The sequence below is a fragment of the Sphingobacterium sp. UBA865 genome (genome assembly GCF_002295765.1).
Lineage (GTDB): Bacteria > Bacteroidota > Bacteroidia > Sphingobacteriales > Sphingobacteriaceae > Sphingobacterium > Sphingobacterium multivorum.
In genome coordinates this window covers 242,296-268,116 of record NZ_DBGB01000042.1, presented here as the reverse complement: position 1 = coordinate 268,116, position 25,821 = coordinate 242,296, and the positions used below count along the sequence as shown (strand labels likewise).

Sequence of the window (25,821 nt, the reverse complement as noted above, 5' to 3'; positions counted from 1 at the left end):
TTAAAATACCTCACCCAAGGTGAGTCTAACACCGCGGTGGTTCTTACTGATACCATAGTCGATGCCGATGTTGGTGCCCGAGTTTTTATTAAACTTAATTCGCGCACCTGCACCAGTGCCGACGTTCCAGTCCTCGAACATGGAATTCTTTGGTCCATTTAATGTCGTAAAATTCATAAATGCTACGAATCCAAATAAGCCGTTTTGAGTGATATCACGACGATATTCCGTTTCTAAGTAATAAAGTGATTTGCCACGAAAACGGCTGACTGGAAAGCCTCTTCCCGAACTATTGTATGGATCCCATCCCAAATTAGGAAGATCGAGATAGGGTGCTTTACTATTAAATACGGTCCAGAAGAAACTCCTTATGGCAATCATATTTTGTCGGTTTCGGTCTTGGGTGAGCCTATGGTATCGTCTAACTTCAAGAAATAGCGATTTCCAATTCTGATCACTACCTAAAAATGTCGGATTTATACGGAACTGTAAATTGGCATAGTTACCCGACCAAGTATTGATCGAATTGGCCCGTGTATCGTAAATTAAATTGAAGCTTACTCCCGAAGACATGGTATTGTCTTTTAAATCTGTTCCATAAGGGTAGGACGTGTAGTCTTCGAGCTTGGTGTTGCTCGTAGACTTAATATTCATTCTATAATCTAAATCATAACCGATTCCCATAAAAAGTCCCCCATGAATTCTTTTTAATGCGTGTTGGTATAAACGAAAGTAGGTGTAGTCTAAATTAATCTGCTGATCGCCATAATGCTCTTTGCCAATTCCCCAAGTTTCGTGCGGGTATTTTAGTAGTCGGATATCGCCATCGATCACCCATGTATTCTCTTTTAACCAGATGTAAGAACGTATTGGCAGACCAAATCGTTTACCAAAATTTGTGTAAGGGGTAAATGTCATCTTGGACATATAGGTATCGGAACGATCTCCTAAATAAAATCCTGCTGTGGTACTTGTAATTAAGGCGTGTCCTCCTCCGGGAACATTTGTCGAAAACGGTAAAAAGGAAAAATAGATTTTCTTTCCTGTACTATCGACTGTTTGGGGTGGCTTGATATGTAATATTTCTTTTCCAATATCAATCAGGTCCCGTTGTCTACTTGTATCGGCGAGATGTTTGGTGGTTTCTATTTCATTGACAGGACGTTGTGCATATACAGTGTCGCCAAGTACAAGTAAAACCATCAAAATAGAACATTTAATATAAAAAAAATATACGCTATCGTAGTGTGTCATGAAAGAATGCAATCTAGCAGGAAATAGACAGAATAACAATATTCAAACCAATAATTTATTTATTCTGTCACGTTTTGGCTATACAGCGAATTGATTGGAAATTTCATTCGCCTAGAAAAAAATAGCATTTACCGATTTTAATGTAATGTTAATCTAAATGTAATGAAATCAATATATGAGTTGTCTTAACTTTGAATCAGAAAATAAATAAAAAAAGTACGCAACAAATTTATAGAGTAAGCGACAGTAAAATAAGAAAATATACTAATACATTATAAAATTGAAAAAGATATGAAAACTTTAGTAAAAACATTTGTAGCAGCGGCAATGATTGCAATCTCTACTTGCTCGATGGCTTCAGTTAAGCCAGAAGAACGCAATTTAATTACTGCTGATTTAGCCATCGATGAATACGTTGGTGCAATGACCGAAGGTCAAGTAGCTAATTTAGACAAGCTTTTTACAGCTGATTTTGATCAAAAGGTTTGTGGTAAACAAGATTTGAAACATAGCCGTCATGAGATGATTGAATTTTTGAAAAAACAAAAAGGAATTAAGATGAACTGCAGAACAACAACACAGATCGTTGAAGAATTACCTGATTATGCCATTGCGAAAGTTACGATGCAATTTGATGGTTTTGCTAAAACAGATCTGATCACACTGGTTAAAGAAAACGGAACCTGGAAAATTTCTAAATCTGTAAACTCTTATAAATAAGAATTTGCTGTCAAAATTGGTCGATTAAAAATAAGAAAAGGGTACTTAAGTACCCTTTTTTTGTGGAGCATATCAGATTCGAACTGATCACCTCTTCACTGCCAGCGAAGCGCTCTAGCCAAATGAGCTAATGCCCCTGCTTTATTTGGTGTCGCTAAGATAGTACTTTTTTGGATAAACAAAGCCTCTTTTTTATTTTTCTACTGTTTTTTGTAGGTCTGTTATCTAGTTGCTTCTTTTTTGACGACCTAAATGCATTATAATCAATGGTTTTATCTATTTGGTTCCTTACAGATATTTTTATCCTATTGAAAAACAAGAGAGTTTACCGGCATCCTTGGGGATAAAAGAAATGTATTAGTGTCCTTCAGTAAGCAGAGCTTCGGTTCGCTTTATCTGACCTTTATCTTTCCAGGCATCATGTCCAGGAATAACCATATTAATTTCGGGATATTTTGCCAATAACCTCGCTAGGGATGGCTTCCAGGATTTTATATCCCCATCTGCCGTAAATCCTAGATCTTGGGCTTCGGAGCTTTTTATAAAACAACCACCGTCTAGAATCTTATATTCAGGAAACCAGACAACAACATTGTCCATGGAGTGTCCGGCACCAAAAAAGTTCAGAACAAAAGATTGTCCGCCGACGCTGTAGGTTTTATTGGTGGAAACAAGATGAGTGGCCTGGGCTTTGTGATTTGCCTTTAGTAGGTCGTTCGTCATTTTCGTTGCGTAGGTTGGAATTCCAATACGGTTGTAATACGCAAAACCACCCGCACGGTCTTCGTGCCAGTGTGTTGCGTACACCGCAATGACGGGTAAATTATGTTTCTGTTTGATACTGTCCAATAAGGGTTGATATTGTGTGGAATCCCATGGTGTATCAAATAGAATAACGCCTTTTTTTGTTATTAAATAGACCGCATTAGCAGCATATTTGGTGCCTTCAAAATTATTAAAGGTGGTATAGAGGTATAGTTGCGAATTTATCTTCTCTATTAAAAGAGGTTTTTCTTGCGCTTGTAGAGATGGGGAAAGACCGAGTAAACCAATGCTCAGGCATACACCAGCAAATGTTGCGCGCATATGAGGAGAAAGAAGTGAGATCATATTTTTGAATGTTATTGCATTAACGTTAGAACAAAATGATTATTATTTTTTCAAGACCTTATCAATGCATTTTTACGTATACTGAACAAAGTCTTCGCGATAAGGAGTGAATGAATCGATCAGTTCACCCTCCTCGAGACATTCACATCCATGAACCAATTGCGAATAGATGATACAAGAGTCTCCTGCAGTTAGGATGCGATCAACACCGTCAATATGGTATCTGAATGTTCCAGCACTAACATAAGAAATCTGTGTATGGGGGTGTTGATGAAGTGCACCGATGGCCCCTTTTTTAAAACGAACTTTCATGAGCATGAGTTCATCATTAAAAACAAGTATTTTTCGCATCACACCTTCGCCCAAGTCTGTCCATTGCTGTTCGCTGTCGTGTAAGAATATTTCGCTCATCTAATTGTTGATTTATGGATGTTTCGATTGGAAAACGCTCTGTTTTTCAATTATAACAAAAAAAAATGAATTTACGGCTACATCCATTGCTTCCTTAGAAGGATATCGATTTGCTTTACAAAATTTGGCAAAGGATGAGATGAAATTAAAAACCAAATGGTCCTAATACGTGAAAAAACAGTTATTTTGTGCCTGAGCAATATATATATGACACGATGAATTATTTCGACGAGCTTATTACTTTATTACAAGAAGAGCAGCAATTTGATAAATTACAACATGAAAATTTGTTGTTGAAAAGTAGTTTGAATGAACGAAGAATGCAAGGTGTCACCTGGTTTCCGATTCAGATAACGGATATGGAGCTTGGAAGAGGAGACTATTTGTCCGTTAACTTAAACCGAACAAATCATTATGAGGTCGAACATAAGTTTCGCTTTGGTATGCCAGTTTGTCTGTTTTCAAATCACGATCCCGACCGAGATCGAATAGAGGGCATCATATCTTCGATCAATAGGGATGGGATGCGAATTTCATTTCGTGTCGATGAACTTCCAGAATGGAGCAGAAGAGGGAAGCTTGGTGTTGATTTGTTATTTGATGAGTATTCCTATCGGGAGATGTTTAATGCATTGGAGAAAGGAAAGGAATTGAGCCGTGATGCAAAGCAGGGTAGTTTAGTGAGAAGATTAATCGGTGAAGAGGTCATTCCGATTGCTTCTATTGGAGAATTCTTTGAGCATCCCAGCTTAAATATGGGGCAAAATAAAGCGATCCAACAGCTATTGGAAGCAAGTACCGTGGCTCTTTTGCATGGGCCGCCGGGGACAGGGAAAACAACAACATTGGTTCAGGCCGTGCAGGCACTCCTAAAACAATACAACAAGCAAGTATTGGTTGTTGCCCCGAGCAATACGGCCGTTGATCTGCTAACCGAACGTTTAGACGCTGCTGGCATTACAGTAACAAGAATAGGTAATCCTGTTAAGGTTTCGGAACATCTTCAAGAATTGACACTCGATGCAAAGATTGATCGACATCCCGCAAATAAGGATATTAAAACACTTCAAAAACAAGTGCGGACGTATACAGAGATGGCTCAAAAATATAAACGTAATTTTGGAAAGGCTGAGCGGGAGCAAAGAAAAGCATTGTTTGATGAGGCCCATCGAATCAGAAAAGATGTCGATAAAATTCAAGATTTTATCAGTGCAGATGTTTTGGATAAATCGCAGGTAATCACTGCAACTTTGGTTGGATCAAATCATGAGGTTATCCGCAATCGTAGCTATGAAACAGTCATTATTGATGAGGCCGCACAAGCATTAGAGCCTGCTTGCTGGATACCGATATTAAAGGCACATCGGCTTATTTTGGCCGGTGATCATAATCAATTACCTCCAACAGTAAAATCGAGTAAGGGATCTAACCATGGCCTGAGTCATACATTATTTGAAAAATTGGTAGACCGTAATCCACAATTAGTTTCTTTGCTAGATGTGCAGTATCGCATGAATGAACAAATTATGCATTACCCATCTGTAGCCTTATATAATGGTTCGTTAAGAGCAGATAGTACCGTGGCACAGTGGAGCTTAGCAGTGGATACTGAACCGGTGTTATTTATTGATACAGCAGGAGCGGGATTTGAAGAAACGGAAAGTGACGGCGCAATCTTCAATATGGGCGAAGCTCATTTTATTAAAGCTCATCTAAACGACCATATTGGGGCTTGGAAAGCTTCCTCGACCCTAAATGAAAGCCTGAGCATCGGGGTGATTGCACCTTATCGGAAACAGGCTACTTTCCTGAAGGAAGTATTGGAAGGGGAAGACGAGCTGCGACCTTTTAATGACTTGATTAAAATACAGACAATAGACAGTTTTCAGGGACAAGAGAAGGATGTTATTTATATCAGTTTGACCAGAAGTAACGCTGAACAGCAGATTGGTTTTTTGTCTGATGTCCGCCGGATGAATGTGGCAATGACTAGGGCTAAGAAGAAATTGGTTGTTATTGGAGATAGTGCTACAATAGGTTCACATCCGTTTTACCGAGAATTTATTGCCTATACCGAGTCGATAGGGCACTATCATAGTGTTTGGGAATGGGATATTTCAGCAATATAACGCAGGAGGCCACTTCATAGGAAGTGGCCTCTTGCGTTTATTGAAACTTACTGACTAGTTTGATTCCTGTAATCTCTCCTGATTAAGAAGTGAACTTCATCCAATCCGTGTTCTCGTCATAGTTCATAAGTGGTTCGGCATTATTGTTATTTGATAATTGGCCTACCAACATATAAATATCCATACTTACGTGTTGACGTGTTATTTCAGTCATCTTATCATTGAACCCGGCATTGTTAATTTCTAAAACATACTGAAAACAAATGACGCGGGCGATTACCTTTCCAAGTGTAACCAGTTCACGTTGTTTCGGCTGTAGCGGAAAGTCAAAATTCAAGATTGATGAGAAAAATGGTGCTGCAAATTCAGTTGAGCTATATTTTTTTAAGAAAGATAATAAGTTGCTTTCTTTGGTTTTGCGCATAAGTTTACCGATCGCTTCAGCAACTTGAGAATATAGCATTTCATTTGATCCCTCAAAGATTTGAAAAGGTCTACTGTCTATGAGGCCACGACCGGCAACATGGTCTAACCTGTAGCCATTTGCACCGGATAATTGCACACATATTTGCGCGGCTTCATGCATTAAGTCTGTCACAAATGCTTTCACACTATTGGCATCTACACCATAGGCTGAAAGGTCATTATGGATAGAGCTGATCGAGACACTGTATGAACACATTGCAGAACACAAGGTAAATGCAGCCTGTATGCGCGACAACTGAAATTTAACAGCGTCTAATTCAGTTAAACTAATACCTGCTACACGGCGTTCGGAACAATGTGTCATGGCCTCATCCAACATTCGTTTTATAAAACCCATGCCCATTCCTGGGAACTGTAATCTGCTGCGGTGGAGGGTATCTAACATCAATTTAATTCCTGTACTTTCCGGATTTAGTTTATGATCCGCGGGAACATTGATATCAATGTTGTTGACACCATAAGGAATTGCATAGAGACCGAGGCTATTGTATTTCTTTGTTACAACAATCTTTTGTTCTTCGACGGCGTTCTCTGTGACAAAGAAATCTATATCCCGCACCAGTTCTCCATTTTCATTTTTCTTGCGTGCCGTCACGAGCCAAAAGTCTGCAGCTCCAGTAAGACCTTGCCAGTGTTTTTCACCTTTTATATAGTACTTATCGTCCCTTTGTTCGTAAGATGTTCGCATATTGAGTGCGTCACTGCCGTAAGCCTGTTCGGTAATCATTAGTCCTCCCATTGCCTGATTTTCCAAAAATTGATGGAATACCCTCTCTTGAAGTAAGGTGTTGCCGTATTTGGCAAAAGGTTCCAAAAATAGTGCAATATTAATCCCGAAGATTAGCGATAACGATAGTGATTCATAAGAAGCTGCCGCCAGTACACCCAAACATTCTTTTACATGAAGACCACGACCACCGTGATGTTCGGGGATAGCAACCGACAATGGTTGCATTTTCATGATCTCTTTTAAAAACTCAGGCGGAAGCCCACGCGTTAAACTGAGCGAGTTGTAATCGTATTCCTTATTAAATAAGCTTGACAGCCTAGTTTTAAAATCTGCAATAAACAAATCGAAATCCTGGGTTATATTGTTGTCTTCTGAAACCTTAAGCATCTTTAAATATGTAATTAAATGATGGAACAATGTAAATTGAAACATCGAGAATAAAGAGTGCTACCGAACTGAAATTCTCTTTTGCTTCAATGACTTACACAAAAATAACTGCAATCAATTTGATTTTCTTGTGTACTTCAGTATAAAAGATAGGACAAATCGTGCATGTTGAAAATTTAAGTTGCTCTGTTTCGATAAGAAGTAGGAGAGACGCCAACTATTTTTTTGAAAAGTCGTGAGAAGTAAGACGGGTCAGAAAAATCCAATTCATAACAGATATCTGCAATGCTTTTAGTGGATTCAAACAGCAGAAATTGACTGTGCATAATCAGTACTTCTAGAATAAGTTCTTTGGAAGATTTTTTAAATACTGAAAATACACAGCGATTAAGGTAGTTTGTAGATACTGCAAGTTTGTCGGCGTAGAATGAAATATTTTTTTGCTTTTTGAAGTTTTTGTGCACAAGCTGTTTGAACATCATTGCAATTTCCTGCCGACGATTGAGGGCTTGATTGGAGGACGAAAGTTTGATGATTTTTAAAATTGCCGATTTTAACAAATTTTCAAACAGTTCTCGATAAGGGAATTCCGAAAGTAGTTCATTATAAAGTAATCTAAAAAGCTCCTGAAGATCACTACTATCTTGTGCAGTTAAGTTAAGTAAGGGCGAGATGTTAAAGATATTCAAAATCTCCTGTTCCCTGAATATGGACGTCATCGCATTGTCGTTGATCAAGACGCAATGCCCTTTCGAAGATTTATCGACAGACTTTATTGTTGAAATATTACCATAATTGCTGATAAGAATTGCTGGAGCCTGAACGACATATTCTTTGGCACCGATCTGATGTTTAAAATAACCTTCAGTTATATGGACGAGGAGGTTATAGCCCAAGAAAATAGGCGGAGTAGGGAATTTAATGTAAGGGGCGATTTCACTGAGCTGAAATATCTTGATCGGCGATTGCTGGTAGCGAAGGTGCTCCAAACTACCTGTCATAAAACGATCTACAAATTCGCCCGCATTTACCTGCTTTTCCATTATCAATTATTAGTATAAAATTTAGTATGCCACAGCTTCTGAATGTCATCTATTGTTTCATGTGCAAATCACGCTCCCAATAATATTCCAAAGGTAGCTGGATAAAACTTGTTTATCAATTTTAACAAATGATTTGCTAAAATAAAGCTTTATCCTTAGTTTAGTTTTTGCAATCGGATAAATAGCTTGATGCTCAGGGGCTATATTTTAATAGTATAAACCAAATGAATATGAAACCAGTGCTTATTTCTATCTTGATTCTATTCCTATTCAGAAATGCAACTGCACAGATCTCGTTGAATTATTGTAATGATCGTATACAAACTGGAGCAGAACAAACCGAGCGTTACCTTCCTTATTTAATGAATAAACGCATTGCGATATTGGGCAATCCATCTACGGTTATTAAAGGGCGGCACCTTGTTGATAGTCTGCTTGCGCGCGGGGTTCAGATTGTGAGAATCTTTGGGCCTGAGCATGGATTTCGAGGGAATGCAAGTAATGGAACTGAAGTGGGGGATGAAGTCGATCCGACAACTAAAATTCCTATTGTCTCTTTATACGGGAATAAGAAAAAGCCAACAGCGAAGGATCTAAAAGATATCGATCTGTTTATTTATGATGTGCAGGATATGGGGGTGAGGTTTTATACCAACATTAATACCCTTCGGGATATTATGGAAGCTTGCGCCGAAAATGATAAGGAGCTCTTGATCTTAGATAGGCCCAATCCCAATGCTTATCTAATTGACGGTCCTATTTTGGAGGAAGAATATAAGTCGGGTATTGGGCAATTCCCTGTTCCTATTGCGCATGGGATGACTACTGCTGAATTTGCCCAGATGATCAACGGAGAAGGTTGGATGAATACTAAAAAGAAGTGTAAATTGAAGATTATTCCTGTAGCAGATTATGATCATAGTATGCTTTATAAGCTGCCAGTCAATCCTTCGCCCAATTTAAATACGGAACAAAGCATACTCATATATCCAAGTACCTGTCTTTTTGAAGGTGTAAAAGTAAATCATGGTAGAGGCACCGATTATCCCTTTGTTGTGATCGGTAGCCCAATCTATAAGGGTACATATGATTTCTCATTTGTCCCCGTCAGTAAAAAAGGGATGAGTGAATCGCCTCTCTTTATGAATGAAGAATGTTATGGAATAGACCTGCGTAAATATGATCTGCAGCAGCTTGTCGATAGCAAAAAAATAAACCTATCCTGGATGATAGCGCTTTATCGGAATTCTCCGGAAAAAGATAAGTTTTTTGATCAATCATTTTCGAAACAGATTGGCAGTATCGAAAAGCTCGTCGGCGTAGGTTTATTTCGGAAGCAAATTGAAGCCGGTGTTTCGGAAGAAGAAATCCGAAAAAGCTGGGAGCCGGGCCTAAGTAATTATAGAAAAACTAGGGAAAAATACCTTATCTATCAATAATATAACCTGAATAGAAGTACAGCGATGTTTGGACTAAAATATGATTGGCGCCCAATTATTATCCTATTTATTGCAGTGGGATGTTTTTGTCAATTACGGGCGCAGCATCTGGCTAGAGACCTAGATCGCCAAAATTATACAGCACAATCCAATATTAGGTTAAATCCCGCGTTGAAATGGAAATTCAAAACAGAGGGAAGGCTGTTTTCTTCGCCCGTCGTTTGGAAGGATATCGTTTTTGTCGGGTCTTGCGACAGTAATCTTTACGCATTGAATAAAACGAGCGGTAATATACTTTGGAAGTATAAAACTACCGGCGAAATTCGGTCGACGGTTGCTCTTGATGGCGGAAAAGTGTATTTTTTAAGCACTGATGGCTACTTGTATGCCCTGGATGCCCAAACAGGTCGAAAATTATGGCAGTTTTCAACCGATGGTGAAAAGAGTTATGATATATGGGACTATTTCCTCTCATCTCCTGCGGTTGCAGATGGTGTAGTTTATTTTGGATCTGGGGATCATCATGTCTATGCCGTAGATGCTAAATCGGGAAAACTTGTTTGGAAATTCCTGACTGGGGGCATTGTGCATGCAGCCCCAACGCTGACACAAGAACGTGTTTTCATTGGTAGTTTTGATGGTTATTTTTATTGTTTGAAAAAAGATGGTACCCTACATTGGAAGTTTAAAACGGTTGGTGAACGTTATTTTCCAAAAGGCGAGATTCAGTTCCATGCAGCAGTCGCCGACAGTACAGTCTATTTTGGTGCTCGTGACTTTAATGTATATGCGCTTAATGCCGCGAATGGAAGTGGCTTTTGGGTATATCATCAACCAGGGAGCTGGACGAGTGTTCCTAGTATTTTTGACGATAAGCTTGTCGTAACCATGTCGGATTCCTATAGTATACTTGTTTTAAATAGAATGGACGGCGTGAAAATAGTTGAACCTAAAGTGCCTTTAAATACATTTAGCAGTGCCACTATCGTAAGTAATGAGGCCTTTTTTGGAACGCTGGATGGTGTAATTTATAGATTGGATATAAAAAACGGAGGGGTTGTGCCTATTTTTCAAACGGAGTCAAGTAAAAAGAATAGGCAATTGTTTATAAATGATGAAAATGTGCTGCGAGCCGATCTGCAACAAAATATGAGGATGATATTACAAGACTGTTTGCAGACTACCTGCAGATGGGAAGTATCTTTTCAACAATATGGATCGATGAAAATCGGCTTTATTTTAGCTCCGCAGATGGTGCCATCTATGCATTGGAATAGTAAGTACGCGCTATTTACGAATCGTAGCAGAGTTTACTTTCTCAAAATTTTTTCCATGGGTTTCCCTTTGGCCAGTTCATCAATTAATTTATCGAGATAGCGAACTTTCTGAACCAGCGGATCTTCAATATCTTCAATGCGATAGCCACAGATTACACCCGTGATCTTCGAAACATTCGGGTTTAAACTTGGTGCTTGTTTAAAGAAATGTTCAAAGTCAGTTTTATTTTCAACTACTTGCTGTAGCGATATGGGACTATAGCCGGTAAGCCAGAAAATGATTTCGTCAACCTCTTCTTTTGTACGTCCTTTTCTTTCGGCTTTTTGTATATAAAGCGGGTATACACCAGCAAATGACATGCGATATATTCTTGTATTATCCATTTTTACACGTTGATTTTATTAAAGGTATTCATTTTGAATCAAAATAAAAACAAAAGATAGGTGGCTAAATTAAGCAAAATCGCCGCTAATTTGTACTACGCAACTATGAAATTTACTTAGCAATTTCTTTAATAATAATATAAATTATAATTCTATCTTTATGTGATACAAAATTATTGAGAGATTATATATGGATTTGAGGTATATTCGAAATAACATACATATTAAAGAAGAGGATCAACAACATATCAAAGACTTTCCGGTGTTAATAGGAGGTTGTGGAATAGGAAGTTACATTGCCGAGTGCTTATTGCGTATGGGTTTCGAAAATTTGACAATTGCCGATGGAGATGTTGTCGAATTGACAAATTTAAACAGACAAAATTATACAAACAAGGATATTGGTATTAAGAAAGTATTTGCTTTGCAGGAACGTTTGCATTCAATTAACCCGCAAGCCAAAATAACAGTGTTTTCTGAATTTATTAACCAAGATAATTTATATAATATCGATATTAATCATAAGGTTGCCATTAATGCGTTGGATTTTTCTTCTGATATTCCTTTTGTCTTTGACCAGTATATGGCAAAACGAAATATACCGGTAGTACATCCTTATAATTTGGGCTGGGCAGGATTTTTAACGGTTCTTCCTCCTGAAGGCCTTAATCTTCATTCATTGGAAAAGGCCCACAAGACATTTGAATTAAATGTCGGTAAATTTATTGTTGACAGTTTAAAAACAAAAGGAATGGAAACGAAATGGTTTGAGGAATTTTTGGCAGAATATGGTAAAATCGCGCTGACGTCTTCTCCTCCGCAATTATCATTAGGTTTGTATTTATTATCGGGTATGGTTAGTCATATTGTATTTAATTTAGCGACATCTAAACCTGTAAAATTCTTTCCAGATTCCTATTATTTATCAATGATTGGTTGAACTTAATATAGTTGAAAAAAACATCCGTTTCATTACACTTTTGTGTAGTAAATTTGTCTCTGTGGGAATTTAAACGAAAAGTCTTTATTTTTATAATTGCATATCGAATAACATTTGCATGAACTGGACGCCTGAAAACCATTATTTTACCAAGCTTAATAAAAACGAACTTCCTGAACTTATTCATTTTTATTTAGTAACGACTCAGCAGCATTACAAACTGGATAGTTATTCCGAAGAGGAATATGCGTTTGACTTTGAGTCATTGATAGGAGAGGATCAGATTTTTTTTGATCGTTCCATTTATTATGTGCTTCGAAGTAAGCTTGATAACTGTATTCAGGCATCCATTAGAATTACATTTTGGGATAAGGAAACGAGTTTGCCGATTCAAAAATTATTTGATATCGAGACAGAAAGTTTGTTAATTCCAGATGTAAAGAATTTTTGGCACATTGGACGTTTCGTAATTTCTGGAAAGATAATAGGTAATCGCATTAATATTCTGAAAAAGATGCTTTTTGACGCATTCTATGGTCCGTACAGCCTTGGTAGTGGATTGGTTATAGCTGAATGTGATCGAAAAGTGGTCAATACGCTTCGAAAATTGGAGATAGAATCTTTTCAACTTGGTGATCCAATCATCTACCTCTATTCTGAGACATTACCGATCTATATTAAATCGGAATGGCTGGAGACTTTTATTGAAAAAAATAAATATTCCCAGTTTAGTATAGGAAATCATGCCGATATTCAAAAATTTGTTGAGATGTCAAAACTAATGCTATTATGTTCAAAAAATAATGAATAAGATTAAAAAAGAGATAGTTCAATGGCTAATGCTGTAGCCTCTGTAATACTTTTGACTTTCAGTTTTGAAAATATCTGTTTTTTATGAAACTTTACCGTATCAATCGATACATAAAGTCGATCTGCTATTTGATCCATAGTAAGACCCTGTGCGGAAAAAAGAAGAATGTCCTTTTCACGGGGTTTCAATTTAATTCGCGGAGTTTCTACCCAAATATCTTTATCCAAGTCATATTCAAACTGTTTTCCATCCTCATCAGATTTAAATCTAATGTTTCCTGAGTTAGCATGTGAGGACATGGAAACTAAGCATAGGGCGATCCAGGGGTTAGAAAATTTATCCAGGAGCAGAGGTTTTAGTTTATGGTTTACTAACAGTGGCTTATTTCCCGGTTGTTTTAAATGAAAATCATAAGATATGGAGTATTTTAAGCGATCTTCGGCATCTAAATTTCCAAAAAAGTCAAAACCAACGTCATTGATCTTTTTTAATAAATGTAAATCACTCTCAGGTACATTATTAACATAGTGATAATACCCTTCTCGCATGACTTCCCCAGGCGTGCTTCCACACAGAAAGATTGGATTATCAGACACAAATAGAAAGCTTTTCTTTGAATAGTCAATTAAATATATACTCTGATAGGTTAATCTGCTTAAGGACTTGGCAAAATTTATAAAGGCTTCGACAATCTCATAATCATCTTTGCTAAAGTCGTCTTTAACTTGTACCGGCTTGAAAAAATCTTCAATCTTAATTTTCATAGTGTAAAATACAAAGATGATCCGCAATCGCTTTTGAATACCACGTAAAATCGATGTTGTCCTGGCGTGCAAGTTACAAAAATAAGGACGTAATCTCAATTTATACGCTAATAATAGACTTTTTTTACCTTCCTATCCTTACCTCGTAATCATTGTCAACGTTTATAGTTGAACTTGTTCAAACATTGCATCTCTATCCAGCAATGAAATAAGTTTCTACACAAATGGGTAGAATATCGTTTATAATGATAATACAAAAGATAATACTCTTATCTTTAAGGTTTCAAAGCAAATAATTGTATAAATATAACTTATTAGATCCAAATAGCCAATAGTAATTATTGCTTTACTTGAGTTTTGACAAAGTTTTAATCCTAAAATAATGGACTCTAGGCAAATATTGCAATGAGAAAACTTCTATTAAGTTTTTTTATCATAAATAATCTGTAGAAACACTTTTCTAAGTAAAGGCAATTTTTCCCCGAAAACTGGAAAATGCGGTGGATATTGCGCAAACTACAAATTGATATAACTTTCCTCTCTAAGAATCAAAACCTTTCATTTTCGCTAACTTGTGTCAATAAATTCATTTTGTTTCTTTCTTTTTATATGTATATACATTTTGCTGTTTTTCATTTGATATTTGTTTTTTTTGTAGTAATATTGTGCATAAAGTTTTGCTTTTAAACGTTTTTGTAAGTTATTAATGTATGTACAATGTAATGTGTTTTGTGAATTGTTTTGTGCAGTTTATGAGGAAAGCAACTGATGTAATTAAAAATTATAAAATCTGATACTTATGAAATTACGTTTCTCACTTTCTTTTGTCGCCGGTCTGTTGTTCATGTGTGCTCAGTCTGTTGTTGGCCAGGAGCACACAATATGGCAATTGGGAAATTCAGACGGTTCAAGCAGCGAATTTGCCTTGTCCCCGAATGGATATAAGAAATTTTTGGAACATGATTTCGGTTATGAAGACAATGCGTTTATTATCGGCCAATCTTCTTTAACAAGGGATTTACCCTATGTATTGCCCGGTCCGGCCAATGAATGGGGCGGGACTGGAGGAACCTCTGGTCTGAGAACACATTTTTTGAATTTATACTATGTGTTAAACAATAGTATAAAAAATGGTCAGTGTACACTTCAGGTTAAATTGGCCAATAGTGACCCTAAAAATAAACCTACACTACAGATCGTAATCAATGGCAAGCCCTATAATTTTGAGGTGGAGGGGGGAGCAGGAAATGGTGAGCCGTTAGAGAATCCTTTAAAATCTGGAAATTCTACGATAAATATACCATTACCAGCTGATCTCATTAAGAAAGGCGGAAATCAGATTACAATGACTGTCATAAAGGGAGGTTGGGTAGAATTTGATTCCTTTAAACTGCTGGGGCCACAGCAAGTAAAGCTAATAGCCAATCGTTCTGTAATTGTTAAAAATGTACAGCAAGCTGAATTTGAGATCTTAAATGCAGGGAAACCCGTCCAAAATATGCTGGTTGATCTCTTGAAATTGAAAGATGATGAACAATTGAAAGTAGTCTTAGATGGAAAGAAAATTTATGAGAAAACACTTGAAAAAGGTGCAGCGAAATTGGAAATACCAATGCCTTATGTCGCTAAGGATATATGGAGTAAGTATGAAATTTATAGTAATGGGCAATTAATACAGTCTTCAACAATCAAGCGGGGCCCAAAAAGACTAGGTGGAGTTTCAGATTATGTGAACACGATGATGGGGGCAGCACATTCCAGATGGATGATAGCCCCGGGACCATGGATGCCTTTTGGCATGGTAAAGATAAGTCCAGATAACCAAAATATTGGCTGGCAGGCAGGTTATGAACCTTCTATCGAATCTATTGGTACTTTTAGCCATATCCATGAATGGACAATGGCTGGATTGGGTACATTTCCGACAGCAGGTCAATTGAAGACTCGGGTCGGAGATCAGTACAGTAAAAATTCAGGATATCGATCAGCGATAGATAAAACCAGTGAAAAGGCACCATTGGGATATTATGCTGTTCATCTGCTTAATCACGATATCGATGTGAAATTGACGGCTGGTACACGTTCCAGTTTTCAACAATATACCTACCATAAGTCGGACACAGGACGTATTATGATTGATCTTAAGGTTAACGGAGAATATGATTATAAAATTAAAGTCTTCTCGCTAAAAAAGGTTTCTGACTATAAGGTCGTAGGATATAGTAATCAATTATCTGAAAACGTTTGGTCCACGGATGCAAAACAGGATTATGTCGTATACTTTGTGATGGAGTTTGACAAACCTATCATAAACTATGGCACATGGCATAACGATCGGTTGACTGAACGGGCTGATTTGGTTGCTGATAGCGCTCAATTTGCGGGAATGTACGTGGAATTTGATGTGCATAAAGATAAGGCTGTACAACTGCGCACAGGGATTTCTTATGTGAGCTTAGCCAATGCGGAGGAGAATCTAAAAACGGAACTGTCGGAGCCATTCGGATGGTCGATTGATCGGGTCGTGGAAAACCAACATAAAGTTTGGGATGAACTTTTAAGTAGATTGGCGATAAAGTCTTCAGACTATTTTGAAAAAGAGAAATTCTATACAAATATGTATCGCACTTTGGCAAGCCGAAACACATTTAGTGATGTGAATGGTCAATGGAGATCTTCGGATGAAGTGATACGAACTTTAGCCCATAAAGGGGATCTCGCTTTAGGCTGTGATGCTTTCTGGAATACCTTTTGGAATTTAAATCAGTTTTGGAACTTGGTTACGCCGGAATGGTCCAATAAATGGGTCAGATCGCAACTTGCGATGTATGACGCAAATGGCTGGTTGGCGAAAGGACCGGCTGGAATGGAGTATATTCCCGTCATGGTTGCAGAACATGAAATACCGTTAATTGTTGGGGCATACCAGATGGGGATTAGAGACTACGATACTGAAAAGGCATTTGAAGCTGTTAAAAAAATGCAGACAACAAGTCCATTGAAATTTGAAGGTGGTTTTGCAGGTAATCGTGATTTGGATGTCTATTTAAAATATAAGTACGTTCCTTATGATTTGGGCCGGTTTTCCAATTCAATGGAATATAGTTTTGACGACTGGACAGTTGGGCAGTTCGCAAAATCGTTAGGAAAGGAGCAGGAGTACAACTATTTCAATGATCGCGGAAAATGGTGGAGAAACGCGATAGATGTCAGTAGTGGCTATGCCCGGATGAAGGATTCAAAAGGAGAATGGTATAAAGATTTTGATCCTTTTAAATCGGGAGCTAACCATCATTATGTAGAAGGAAATGCATGGCAACTGACCTTTTTTGTGCCACAGGATATTCCTGGGTTAGCTAAAATGATCGGACAGGATGTGTTTTTAAAACGATTGGAATGGGGATTTCCGGAAAGTGAGAAATGGCGCTACAATGGTCCCAATGATCAATATTGGGATTATCCTGTTGTTCAGGGAAATCAGCAATCGATGCATTTTGCCTATATTTTTAATTGGTTGAATAAGCCTTGGTTGACGCAAAAATGGAGTCGCTCCATAGGTGAACGCTATTATGGCCAAGGGGTTTCAAATGCTTATTTGGGAGATGAAGACCAAGGGCAAATGAGTGCTTGGTATATTATGAATGCTATTGGTTTATTTCAGATAGATGGCGGGACAAGAGTCAAGCCAATTTATGAAATTGGAAGCCCTCTCTTTGAGGAAGTGAAGATTAAATTGGGCGGTAAATACGGTAGAGGTGAACAATTTATTATCATAGCGAAAAATGCAAATAAGAAAAATATGTATATACAACGTGCTACATTAAATGGAAAACCGCTTAATACGTTTTATTTTGATGCTTCGGAACTTCTGAAAGGAGGTGAGCTTGTTTTAGAAATGGGCGCTACACCGAATAAGCAATGGGGACTGTATCAATAAAATATATTTATTGCTGGACCAAACCTGATGCGCATTGAATGATAACAACGATTTGTTAAAATTTGGTTAAACCATTCGGCCTAACATAAGAAACTCGTTTTTGATGACGTTATATCAGTAGTTTCATAATTTAGGTTAATAATTGGTTAGTTAGTAAAAGCCTGAAGTTCCCCACTTCAGGCTTTTGTTGTTATTGACCATCATAAATCTCTTTGCTTAATATGTATAGTTTTGCTAAATCCTATTAACAAACGTAAAATCATCGATATAACGACAAGTACGATTTGTAAATCTTTGCGATTATCTGTAGTATTGTAGGTACACGCTAAAATGCGCGGCCTATGGTGTTTGCTTGAATGAAAGCAATTAACAATGTCGTCTATCAAGATTATATGATCAAATCTATTCGTTTTTTACTTTTAGGATTATTTCTTTGGGAGAACGTTTCTGCCCAAAAGCTTCCTACAGACTATGTCAACCCGTTTATTGGTACCAGTAATTATGGAACAACTAATCCGGGTGCTCAGGTTCCCAACGGCTTGATGAATGTTTCTCCGTTTAATGTAATGGGATCATCACTTAATGCATTTGATAAGGATGCAAGATGGTGGTCTACTCCCTATGAACATAGCAATAGTTATTTTACAGGTTTTTCTCATGTTAATTTAAGTGGGGTAGGATGTCCAGATATGGGAAGTCTGTTGTTGATGCCAACTTCGGGGAAATTGGAGGTTGATTATCATCAATATGGGAGTACCTATACACAAGAGGTTGCCCATCCGGGATATTATAGCAATATATTAAAGAAATACGGTATCAAGACAGAAGTTTCAGCGACAACCCGTGTAGGTGTGTCGAAATTTACTTTTCCAAAAGGACAGGCAAATATCCTACTTAATCTAGGCGAAGGGTTAACAAATGAAACGGGAGCAACAGTTCGTTATGTAAGTGACACCGAAATAGAAGGATCTAAATTGTTGGGCTCTTTCTGTTACACGAACAATCAGGCTGTTTATCCCATCTTATTTGTTATGCGTGTCAATAAAAAACCGTCAAAAAGAGGATATTGGAAATTCCAGCGTGCCGGAGAAAAATGGGAAAACGATTGGAATAAAGATGCCGGAAAATATAAAATTTTTACGGACTATACCGATCAGCTTTCAGGCGATGATCTTGGTGCGTATTTTAGTTTTGACGTCAAAGAAAATGAAAGCTTAGAAGTACAGCTGGCCGTATCATTTGTGAGTGTTGAAAATGCGCGTAAAAATCTAGACGCTGAGCAAGCAGACTTTAGCTTTGAAAAAACGCAAAAGCACGCAGCTTCACTTTGGAATAATGCATTGTCAAAGATACAGGTCGAAGGTGGTACAGAGGACCAAAAAACAGTGTTCTATACGGCATTATATCATGCTATGATTCATCCAAATATCTTGCAGGATGTAAATGGAGAATATCCGGCAATGGAAACCCGGAAGACGCTCGTTGCAGATCACAATCGTTACACCGTGTTTTCGCTATGGGATACGTACCGAAATGTTCAGCCTCTAATGTCACTGGTTTATCCTGATAAGCAGGTGGGTATGATACGTTCCATGATCGATATTTATAAGGAAAGCGGTTGGATGCCCAAATGGGAGTTGTATAGTCGAGAAAGCTATACCATGGATGGCGATCCGGCAGTTCCAGTGATCGTTGATGCATGGATGAAAGGCATTCGGGATTTTGACGTTAATACAGCTTACAAAGCGTTTCTGAAATCGGCTACGACTACGGATTCGACAAATAAAATTAGACCAGACAATGCGGACTATGTGAAGTATGGGTATGTTCCACTGCGCGATTCATTCGATAATTCGGTATCTCATGCCATTGAATATTATGTTGCCGATTGGAACCTAGCCCAACTGGCCGCCTCATTGGGGAAAACTAAAGATGCTCAGCTTTTTGCTAAGCGAGCACAGGGGTATAAACACTATTATTCTTCGGAGTATGGGACTTTCAGGCCTATTCTTCCTAACGGCGAGTTTTTAAGTCCATTTAGCCCATTGATGGGCGCCAATTTTGAACCAAATCATGGTTTCCATGAAGGTAACGCTTGGAACTATAGCTTTGCCATACCATTTGATATACCTGGTTTGGTGAAGTTGATGGGCGGAAAGCAAAAATTTGTGGATAGACTGCAGGCAACGTTTGATAAAGGGTATTTTGATGTTACCAACGAACCAGATATGCTGTATCCACATGTGTTTTCGGAAATCAAAGGAGAAGAATGGCGTACCCAAAAGCTGGTTAAGGAAATTTTAGAAAAACATTTTACGAATAGCCCTGGGGGTATACCGGGAAATGACGATACGGGAACAATGTCCACATGGGCTTTAATGAACATGATCGGCATCTATCCTTTTTGTCCAGGTAGACCAGATTATACTGTTGTAACACCTGTTTTCGACAAAGTGACCATTCAACTCGTTAAAAATATTATCCAAATGGCGACAAAGTGACAATAAGACGTCAAAAAGAGGGTGCCGGAGATTATATAAAAAAGATCTTTATCGATGGAAAACCATTCAATGGATTTAAAATCAACCATCAGACTTTGGTCAATAGCAAGGATATTCTAATCGTTACTGGAAATAGATAATTAGGCAAACTAAATTGAAAAACTGATCTACACGATGAAATATATTAATTACGCGGTCTGTGCAGGCCTTTTGTCCTTAATGGGTTGCGCTTCACTAAAAAACTCCGATGAGACTTCTTATGCTGGGTATGTAAATCCTTTTATCGGAACGGATTTTATGGGGAATACATATCCTGGAGCACAGTCACCTTTTGGAATGGTACAGCTTAGCCCAGATAATGGACTGCCTGGCTGGGACCGTATTTCCGGATACTTTTATCCTGACAGTACGATTGCTGGTTTTAGCCATACACATTTAAGTGGAACCGGAGCCGGCGACTTGTACGACATATCTTATATGCCGGTTACCTTACCTTATCATGAAGCCCCGGCTCCCTTAGGTATACATTCCAAATTTTCGCATAAAGACGAAAAGGCTCACGCCGGATACTATCAGGTAAAACTTACTGATTACGATATAAATGTAGAGCTGACAGCAACGGCACGCTGCGGTATTCAACGTTATACGTTTCCAAAAGCCGAGTCTGCAGTATTTTTAGACTTAAAGAAAGCAATGAATTGGGATGCTACAACAGATTCACACATCGAAGTGGTTGATTCTGTTACTATCCGTGGTTACCGTTTTTCGGAGGGCTGGGCAAGAGGCCAACGCGTTTATTTTGAAACTCGGTTTTCTAAGCCTTTTATGGCCGTTCATATCGATAGTTCAGCAATATTATCCAGTGCTGATACAACGGCAAAAAGTGCAAAACGTATTGGTACAGCATTCAAAGCACGTTTTGATTTCAAGACAGCAGCTGGAGAACAAGTGACTTTAAGTACGGCCCTTTCGGGAGTAAGTATGGAAGGCGCTTCAAAGAACTTAAAAGCAGAAGTTCCAAATGATGATTTTGATTATTATTTAAAAGAGGCCGAACAAAATTGGAACCATGAATTGGGGAGGGTAGCAATCGAGACCAAAGACAAAGAGGAACAGGTTAAATTCTATACAGCACTATACCATTCGATGTTGGCACCGACAATTTTCAGTGATGTTGATGGTGCTTACATGGGGGCGGACCGGAAGGTACATCAGGCTGAAGGTTGGACCAATTATAGCACGTTCTCACTTTGGGACACCTATAGAGCTTCGCATCCATTATTTACCTATATAGACCCTAGTCGAGTAAATGATATGATTAAGTCCTTCATTGCCTTTTATGAACAGCATGGCCGACTACCGGTATGGAATATTTATGGGAGTGAAACGGATATGATGATTGGCAATCATGCCATTCCTGTCATTGTAGATGCATATTTAAAAGGAATTGGTGATTTTGATGCAATAAAAGCGTTAGAAGCCTGTGTTGCCACAGCTAATATTGATAATTACCGGGGTATAGGTCTTTATAAAAAATTAGGCTATGTGCCCTATGACGTAAAAGATGAATACAATGCCGAAAACTGGTCCTTATCACGAACACTTGAATATGCCTATGACGATCATTGTATCGCAATGATGGCCGATAAGATGGAAAGGAAAGATATTGCAGGAGCGTTTTTTGCGAGAGCTCAAAATTATAAAAATGTGTATAATCCGGCTACTTCATTTATGCAACCTCGAGATAGCCATGGTAAATTTATTACCCCGTTTGATGCGGAGGAATATAGTGCACATATCTGTGAAAGTAATGCATGGCAATATTTTTGGTCTGTACAACATGATATTCCTGGATTGATTAAACTTGTTGGTGGGCAAGAGCGCTTTGGACAGAAGCTAGATAGCATGTTTACATTTCATCCTTCCGACACCAGCAAGCTGCCAATTTTTAGTACAGGAATGATTGGGCAGTATGCACATGGTAACGAGCCGAGCCATCATGCACTCTATTTATTTAATGCGGTTGGACAGCCTTGGAAAACGCAGCAATATGCAGCCGAGGTAATGAACAAACTTTACTTGAATACACCTTCGGGATTAAGTGGAAATGATGACTGCGGGCAGATGTCGGCTTGGTATGTATTCAGCGCATTGGGATTTTATCCTGTAGATCCCATAAGTGGAAAATACGAAATCGGTACACCTTTATTTGAAAAAGCTGAATTGAAGTTGTCCAATGGAAAGAAATTTACCGTGAAAGCTAACCATGTCAGTAAAGCCAATATTTATATCCAAGCCATTACGATTGATGGTAAGCCTCTTGAAACAAGTTATATCACACACGAACAAATTATGTCCGGAGCGACATTGGTGTTAGAAATGGGCGAAAAACCGGGACCGATATGGTACAAAAATAAATAGGATCTATAAGTATATGGAGATTCATATGTGAAGCTCCCAAATAATTAAGAGAAGCCTCCAAATGAATATTAATCGATTTGGGGGCTTTTATTTTGTTGGCAGAATTAAGTTTTTGTAGAAATATGTCGTGCTACACAATGTTCCATTCGGGAAGAGCGCATAATTTGGGATATCGCCGACTTTCGTCCAGCCACATTTTTGATACATAATATAAGCCGGGCTATCGGTTACAGTATCTAGTACCAATAGTGTCTTATTTAGATCAATAGCTATATTTTCAATGTGTTGAAGTAAATTTTGTGCAATGCCCATTCTTCGAAAGTCAGTATGGACTAACATTTTGGCTACATCTGCACGATGTATTTGATTTGAGGGGAGGTCGATTTGGAGTTGAACGGTTCCTGCGATTCGATGCGTAGAAGCATCTTTTGCAATAATCAATATTGTTTTTTGCTGCTTGACCTTGTTCAGTACTTCAGTCCAAAATCTTTTTGCCTGCTCAACTGTTAGATCTTCCATAAAGCCTACAGAGGCACCTCCTTGGACAATATTAAAAGTCAGGTCTACTAATTCAGAAATTAAGGTAATGCTGGATTCGTTGACTTCTTCAACGACAAAATCTGTATTGGAAATAGGTGAGGAACTCATGTGTTTGATTGCGGATGAGATATAGAAAAGGAATTGATCGCTGTGTTATGTAAGAAAAGACATTCTGCTAATGATCGGCTTGGCTCTTCTGGTGAGAATTATAGTTAAAAATCGTTACTCGTTGCGGGTGAATGCATAATAGATGACGTATAACCAACCGAGTATCCCATGAATTAAAGCCCATAGTATGGATTTGTTGCGATCCCATGAGGTGACAACGGCAATGACAGAACCCAGCCCAATACCCGATTGGGTGATCGTCTGTGTCGTTGATTTACTTATCTCTTGGCCAAATACAATATCCGAGATGAAAAGAAAGAATATGAATAATGCGAGGTGTTTCATGATGGGTTTATTGAGCTCCTCTTATTTTGAGTTCTTCATTGATTTCTTTTATTCTTTTAAAATTGAGAATAACAATAGGAGATAAGGCGAAGGGAATCGCCATTAGTGCGCTGAATCCTTTGTTAATTGAAGTATAGATCCCCATGCCTAATAGAATAAAGAGCATGGTGGTGAGCATCCATGTAATTACCAGCGCATTTTTTTTGTTGGTTTGAAGCTCTTCGTCAGTCATTCCGTTTAAAGGTCTGTTATTCATATTTCGGTGGTTTATAGTCTCTAAGTTCCGTAATTTTTTTTAAGAAACAAAGAATTTTGCCTTAAATGATGTGTGATTCTTAAATAAATATAGCTTTTTTTTCTGATTTTTTAAAAAATGATTAATTAAATGGCTAATATAGTAGGTTTCGAAGGACCTTTTTTACAATAATGCAGTATAAGGTGATTTTTATGGATTCCCTGTTTAGAAGAGTAGGCTTTTCATCTCTCAAAGAAATAAATAGTTTGTGCAAAGTAAGGATAAGCGTATTGCTTTTTAGCGAGCAGGTTGTACGGAAAATAACGAATCTTAAAACAACGACCACGAATATTAAACGAGACGGATAGGCTGGTTTAAAAAACTGTTATTTGTAAAAAAAATTAAGAAATGAGAATGCTAGCTTTAATCTTTATGCTATTTACCATGTGTTCCTGTAGGGGTAATTTGGATTTGGGGTACAATGAGAAAATGGCTAAGCTCTTTCATAGCTGTCGAGAAAAAATGGATGAGAGCTATGGAAAATTGCTAGAAGGGGAATATGATGTCGATAAATCAGACTATTCCTATCACATGAAATTGAATGAGGCACGCGCTTTGAGTAGTTACATCAAAGGATTAAAATGCGAAGCCTCTCAACTGAAATACAGTAAAACTGCCGAAAGTTTTCACATCGCTTCAGTTGGTTACATGACAGAGATCGTTGATGGATATGGTATTTTATTAATTAAATATATTGATGAACAGAAAAAAGGGACTCGGAAAAGTCTGTTGCGGGAGATTACTGATGAAAAAGAGAAAATTGAAGCCTTAGCTGAGTCGTGTTTAGGACATCAAATAGCCTTCATGAATCAAGCTGGAATAAAAGTAGATAGTCAAACAGGAAAGTAGTTGAAATATATTTTAATTTTATAACCATGTTAATACGAAAAAATATGTGGTATTTGCTTATCATTTTACCTATGATGGCATTGTCCTGTAAGAGCAAAATAGCAGCGCATCAGTCAATACCCCCGTATTCATTAGCTGATACTGTGAAACCCGATTGGTATCGTGAATACTATGGTCGGGTTGTAATGATCGACAATGATTTTGTAACGCAGAAAGATGGCAATTATTTAGTAGATCTTCCTTTGCAGATCGTTCCGGATTCCACTTACGTTTTCTTTTTGAGTACTAAAATTCCAGTGGAGTTACTAAAAAAATCCAATGAATTCTATCCCGATCTTCAACATTTTGTACTGATTGTTCCCGATTGGAAGTTTTATGGTGAAGTCGCCGAAGAAGCTTCGAAAAATGGGATGTGTATAGAACCTGCGACAACCAATTTTTATTATTCCATAAAAAGAGAGGACGGTATGGTTAAAGTCGACAGTCTCCGGCTTTCTGGTCTTGATAACCCTAGATTAGATTTTGTTAAACCAATTTCAGCTAAAGGCATGCTTACAATTTATCGAAGAGACAGTTACGGATCGGTTTGTTGCCCGCGTGACCCGAAATGGGATAATGCAGACAAGGATGAGCTTTTCCTACGTGATTTTGAACACCGCAGTCACCTGAAAGTAACTAAAGGGCGGTATGTGCAGATGGAAGGTAAAGAAGGCGAAAAAAGTATCTATTATACCTTACCGGGATTATCTTCAGCACAGCGATTGGAATTTTTAGCAAATAAATATGCGCAATGGATTGCCAATAAGGATACGGGGACAAGGACGATTATACCACAGTTATTTGCACCACAAATTATACCGATGGTAACTGAGGGCTTTAACAAAATGAAAGAATTACCATAAAGTCAAAAATAGTGCGATTTGGTTCTTTCCGGAACAGC

At 37.9% G+C, this 25,821-nt stretch carries 22 protein-coding genes and 1 tRNA gene; 12 read left to right on the top strand and 11 right to left on the bottom strand.

The features are described from left to right. On the bottom strand, positions 1-1,203 hold the full coding sequence (locus B2O97_RS24190) for a hypothetical protein (protein ID WP_236586181.1): 1,203 nt from the start codon (positions 1,201-1,203) through the stop codon (positions 1-3). Positions 1,204-1,545: 342 nt separating this feature from the next. Here B2O97_RS24190 and B2O97_RS24185 point away from each other — a divergent pair, with 342 nt between their 5' ends. Then, positions 1,546-1,974 (top strand): nuclear transport factor 2 family protein, encoded by a 429-nt coding sequence (locus B2O97_RS24185; RefSeq protein ID WP_083296087.1) that lies wholly within the window; start codon positions 1,546-1,548, stop codon positions 1,972-1,974. Positions 1,975-2,037: 63 nt separating this feature from the next. Here B2O97_RS24185 and B2O97_RS24180 read toward each other — a convergent pair. From B2O97_RS24180 to B2O97_RS24170, 3 genes are all read right to left on the bottom strand, one after another. Beyond that, positions 2,038-2,111, bottom strand: a tRNA-Ala gene (locus tag B2O97_RS24180). Positions 2,112-2,331: 220 nt separating this feature from the next. Next, on the bottom strand, positions 2,332-3,060 hold the full coding sequence (gene bla / locus B2O97_RS24175) for a BlaB/IND/MUS family subclass B1 metallo-beta-lactamase (RefSeq protein WP_070569933.1): 729 nt from the start codon (positions 3,058-3,060) through the stop codon (positions 2,332-2,334). 96 nt (positions 3,061-3,156) lie between these two features. Further along, a complete protein-coding gene (locus tag B2O97_RS24170; protein ID WP_070569321.1) occupies positions 3,157-3,495 on the bottom strand; it encodes a cupin domain-containing protein in 339 nt (112 codons plus the stop codon). Between the two features lie 215 nt (positions 3,496-3,710). Between B2O97_RS24170 and B2O97_RS24165 the strand changes: the two genes are divergently transcribed. Continuing rightward, a complete protein-coding gene (locus B2O97_RS24165) occupies positions 3,711-5,624 on the top strand; it encodes an AAA domain-containing protein (RefSeq protein ID WP_070569327.1) in 1,914 nt (637 codons plus the stop codon). A gap of 82 nt (positions 5,625-5,706) precedes the next feature. Here B2O97_RS24165 and B2O97_RS24160 read toward each other — a convergent pair whose 3' ends face one another. Together B2O97_RS24160 and B2O97_RS24155 are read right to left on the bottom strand one after the other, a co-directional pair. Further along, positions 5,707-7,227 carry an acyl-CoA dehydrogenase family protein gene (locus B2O97_RS24160; RefSeq protein WP_201639451.1) on the bottom strand — a complete coding sequence of 507 codons (1,521 nt, stop codon included), beginning with the start codon at positions 7,225-7,227 and terminating at the stop codon, positions 5,707-5,709. Between the two features lie 176 nt (positions 7,228-7,403). After that, a complete protein-coding gene (locus B2O97_RS24155; RefSeq protein WP_172462352.1) occupies positions 7,404-8,270 on the bottom strand; it encodes a helix-turn-helix domain-containing protein in 867 nt (288 codons plus the stop codon). 224 nt (positions 8,271-8,494) lie between these two features. On the opposite strand from B2O97_RS24155, the gene B2O97_RS24150 reads away from it, so the two are divergent. Together B2O97_RS24150 and B2O97_RS24145 are read left to right on the top strand one after the other, a co-directional pair. After that, complete coding sequence (locus tag B2O97_RS24150) at positions 8,495-9,709, top strand: exo-beta-N-acetylmuramidase NamZ family protein (protein ID WP_115047888.1); 1,215 nt, start codon at positions 8,495-8,497, stop codon at positions 9,707-9,709. A 24-nt stretch (positions 9,710-9,733) separates the two neighbouring features. Then, positions 9,734-11,086 carry a PQQ-binding-like beta-propeller repeat protein gene (locus B2O97_RS24145; RefSeq protein ID WP_286768301.1) on the top strand — a complete coding sequence of 451 codons (1,353 nt, stop codon included), beginning with the start codon at positions 9,734-9,736 and terminating at the stop codon, positions 11,084-11,086. On the opposite strand, the gene B2O97_RS24140 is transcribed toward B2O97_RS24145, so the two are convergent. Next, positions 11,020-11,370, bottom strand: a complete 351-nt coding sequence (locus B2O97_RS24140) for a DUF2200 domain-containing protein (protein ID WP_070569339.1) — start codon at positions 11,368-11,370, stop codon at positions 11,020-11,022. The two genes, B2O97_RS24145 and B2O97_RS24140, sit on opposite strands and share 67 nt — an antisense overlap. Positions 11,371-11,560: 190 nt before the next feature. On the opposite strand from B2O97_RS24140, the gene B2O97_RS24135 reads away from it, so the two are divergent. Both B2O97_RS24135 and B2O97_RS24130 read left to right on the top strand, forming a co-directional pair. Continuing rightward, a complete protein-coding gene (locus tag B2O97_RS24135; protein ID WP_070569344.1) occupies positions 11,561-12,310 on the top strand; it encodes a ThiF family adenylyltransferase in 750 nt (249 codons plus the stop codon). Positions 12,311-12,428: 118 nt separating this feature from the next. Next, complete coding sequence (locus B2O97_RS24130) at positions 12,429-13,121, top strand: hypothetical protein (RefSeq protein WP_070569347.1); 693 nt, start codon at positions 12,429-12,431, stop codon at positions 13,119-13,121. Between the two features lie 2 nt (positions 13,122-13,123). On the opposite strand, the gene B2O97_RS24125 is transcribed toward B2O97_RS24130, so the two are convergent. After that, on the bottom strand, positions 13,124-13,885 hold the full coding sequence (locus tag B2O97_RS24125) for a response regulator transcription factor (RefSeq protein WP_070569349.1): 762 nt from the start codon (positions 13,883-13,885) through the stop codon (positions 13,124-13,126). Positions 13,886-14,684: 799 nt separating this feature from the next. Between B2O97_RS24125 and B2O97_RS24120 the strand changes: the two genes are divergently transcribed. The 4 genes from B2O97_RS24120 to B2O97_RS24105 all read left to right on the top strand — a co-directional run bounded on the left by B2O97_RS24120 (position 14,685) and on the right by B2O97_RS24105 (position 22,744). Further along, the gene (locus B2O97_RS24120; protein WP_286768300.1) at positions 14,685-17,822 is read left to right on the top strand and encodes a GH92 family glycosyl hydrolase; all 3,138 of its coding nucleotides are present in this window, start codon (positions 14,685-14,687) and stop codon (positions 17,820-17,822) included. 356 nt (positions 17,823-18,178) lie between these two features. Next, positions 18,179-20,323 carry a GH92 family glycosyl hydrolase gene (locus B2O97_RS24115; protein WP_286768299.1) on the top strand — a complete coding sequence of 715 codons (2,145 nt, stop codon included), beginning with the start codon at positions 18,179-18,181 and terminating at the stop codon, positions 20,321-20,323. Continuing rightward, positions 20,320-20,463, top strand: coding sequence for a hypothetical protein (locus B2O97_RS24110; protein ID WP_286768298.1), 144 nt, complete (start codon positions 20,320-20,322; stop codon positions 20,461-20,463). Before B2O97_RS24115 ends, B2O97_RS24110 begins: the two co-directional genes overlap by 4 nt. Before the next feature lie 34 nt (positions 20,464-20,497). Beyond that, positions 20,498-22,744: a GH92 family glycosyl hydrolase gene (locus B2O97_RS24105; RefSeq protein ID WP_115047893.1), complete on the top strand. Its 2,247-nt coding sequence runs from the start codon at positions 20,498-20,500 to the stop codon at positions 22,742-22,744. Between the two features lie 87 nt (positions 22,745-22,831). On the opposite strand, the gene B2O97_RS24100 is transcribed toward B2O97_RS24105, so the two are convergent. The 3 genes from B2O97_RS24100 to B2O97_RS24090 form a co-directional block, all read right to left on the bottom strand. Beyond that, positions 22,832-23,392 carry a GNAT family N-acetyltransferase gene (locus B2O97_RS24100; protein ID WP_112374362.1) on the bottom strand — a complete coding sequence of 187 codons (561 nt, stop codon included), beginning with the start codon at positions 23,390-23,392 and terminating at the stop codon, positions 22,832-22,834. A gap of 114 nt (positions 23,393-23,506) precedes the next feature. Further along, the gene (locus B2O97_RS24095) at positions 23,507-23,737 is read right to left on the bottom strand and encodes a hypothetical protein (RefSeq protein WP_197084131.1); all 231 of its coding nucleotides are present in this window, start codon (positions 23,735-23,737) and stop codon (positions 23,507-23,509) included. A gap of 7 nt (positions 23,738-23,744) precedes the next feature. Beyond that, positions 23,745-23,993 (bottom strand): hypothetical protein, encoded by a 249-nt coding sequence (locus B2O97_RS24090; RefSeq protein WP_046675688.1) that lies wholly within the window; start codon positions 23,991-23,993, stop codon positions 23,745-23,747. A 387-nt stretch (positions 23,994-24,380) separates the two neighbouring features. Between B2O97_RS24090 and B2O97_RS24085 the strand changes: the two genes are divergently transcribed. Continuing rightward, on the top strand, positions 24,381-24,881 hold the full coding sequence (locus B2O97_RS24085; protein ID WP_070569355.1) for a hypothetical protein: 501 nt from the start codon (positions 24,381-24,383) through the stop codon (positions 24,879-24,881). A gap of 26 nt (positions 24,882-24,907) precedes the next feature. After that, the gene (locus B2O97_RS24080) at positions 24,908-25,783 is read left to right on the top strand and encodes a hypothetical protein (RefSeq protein ID WP_139145081.1); all 876 of its coding nucleotides are present in this window, start codon (positions 24,908-24,910) and stop codon (positions 25,781-25,783) included. Positions 25,784-25,821: the final 38 nt, after the last annotated feature.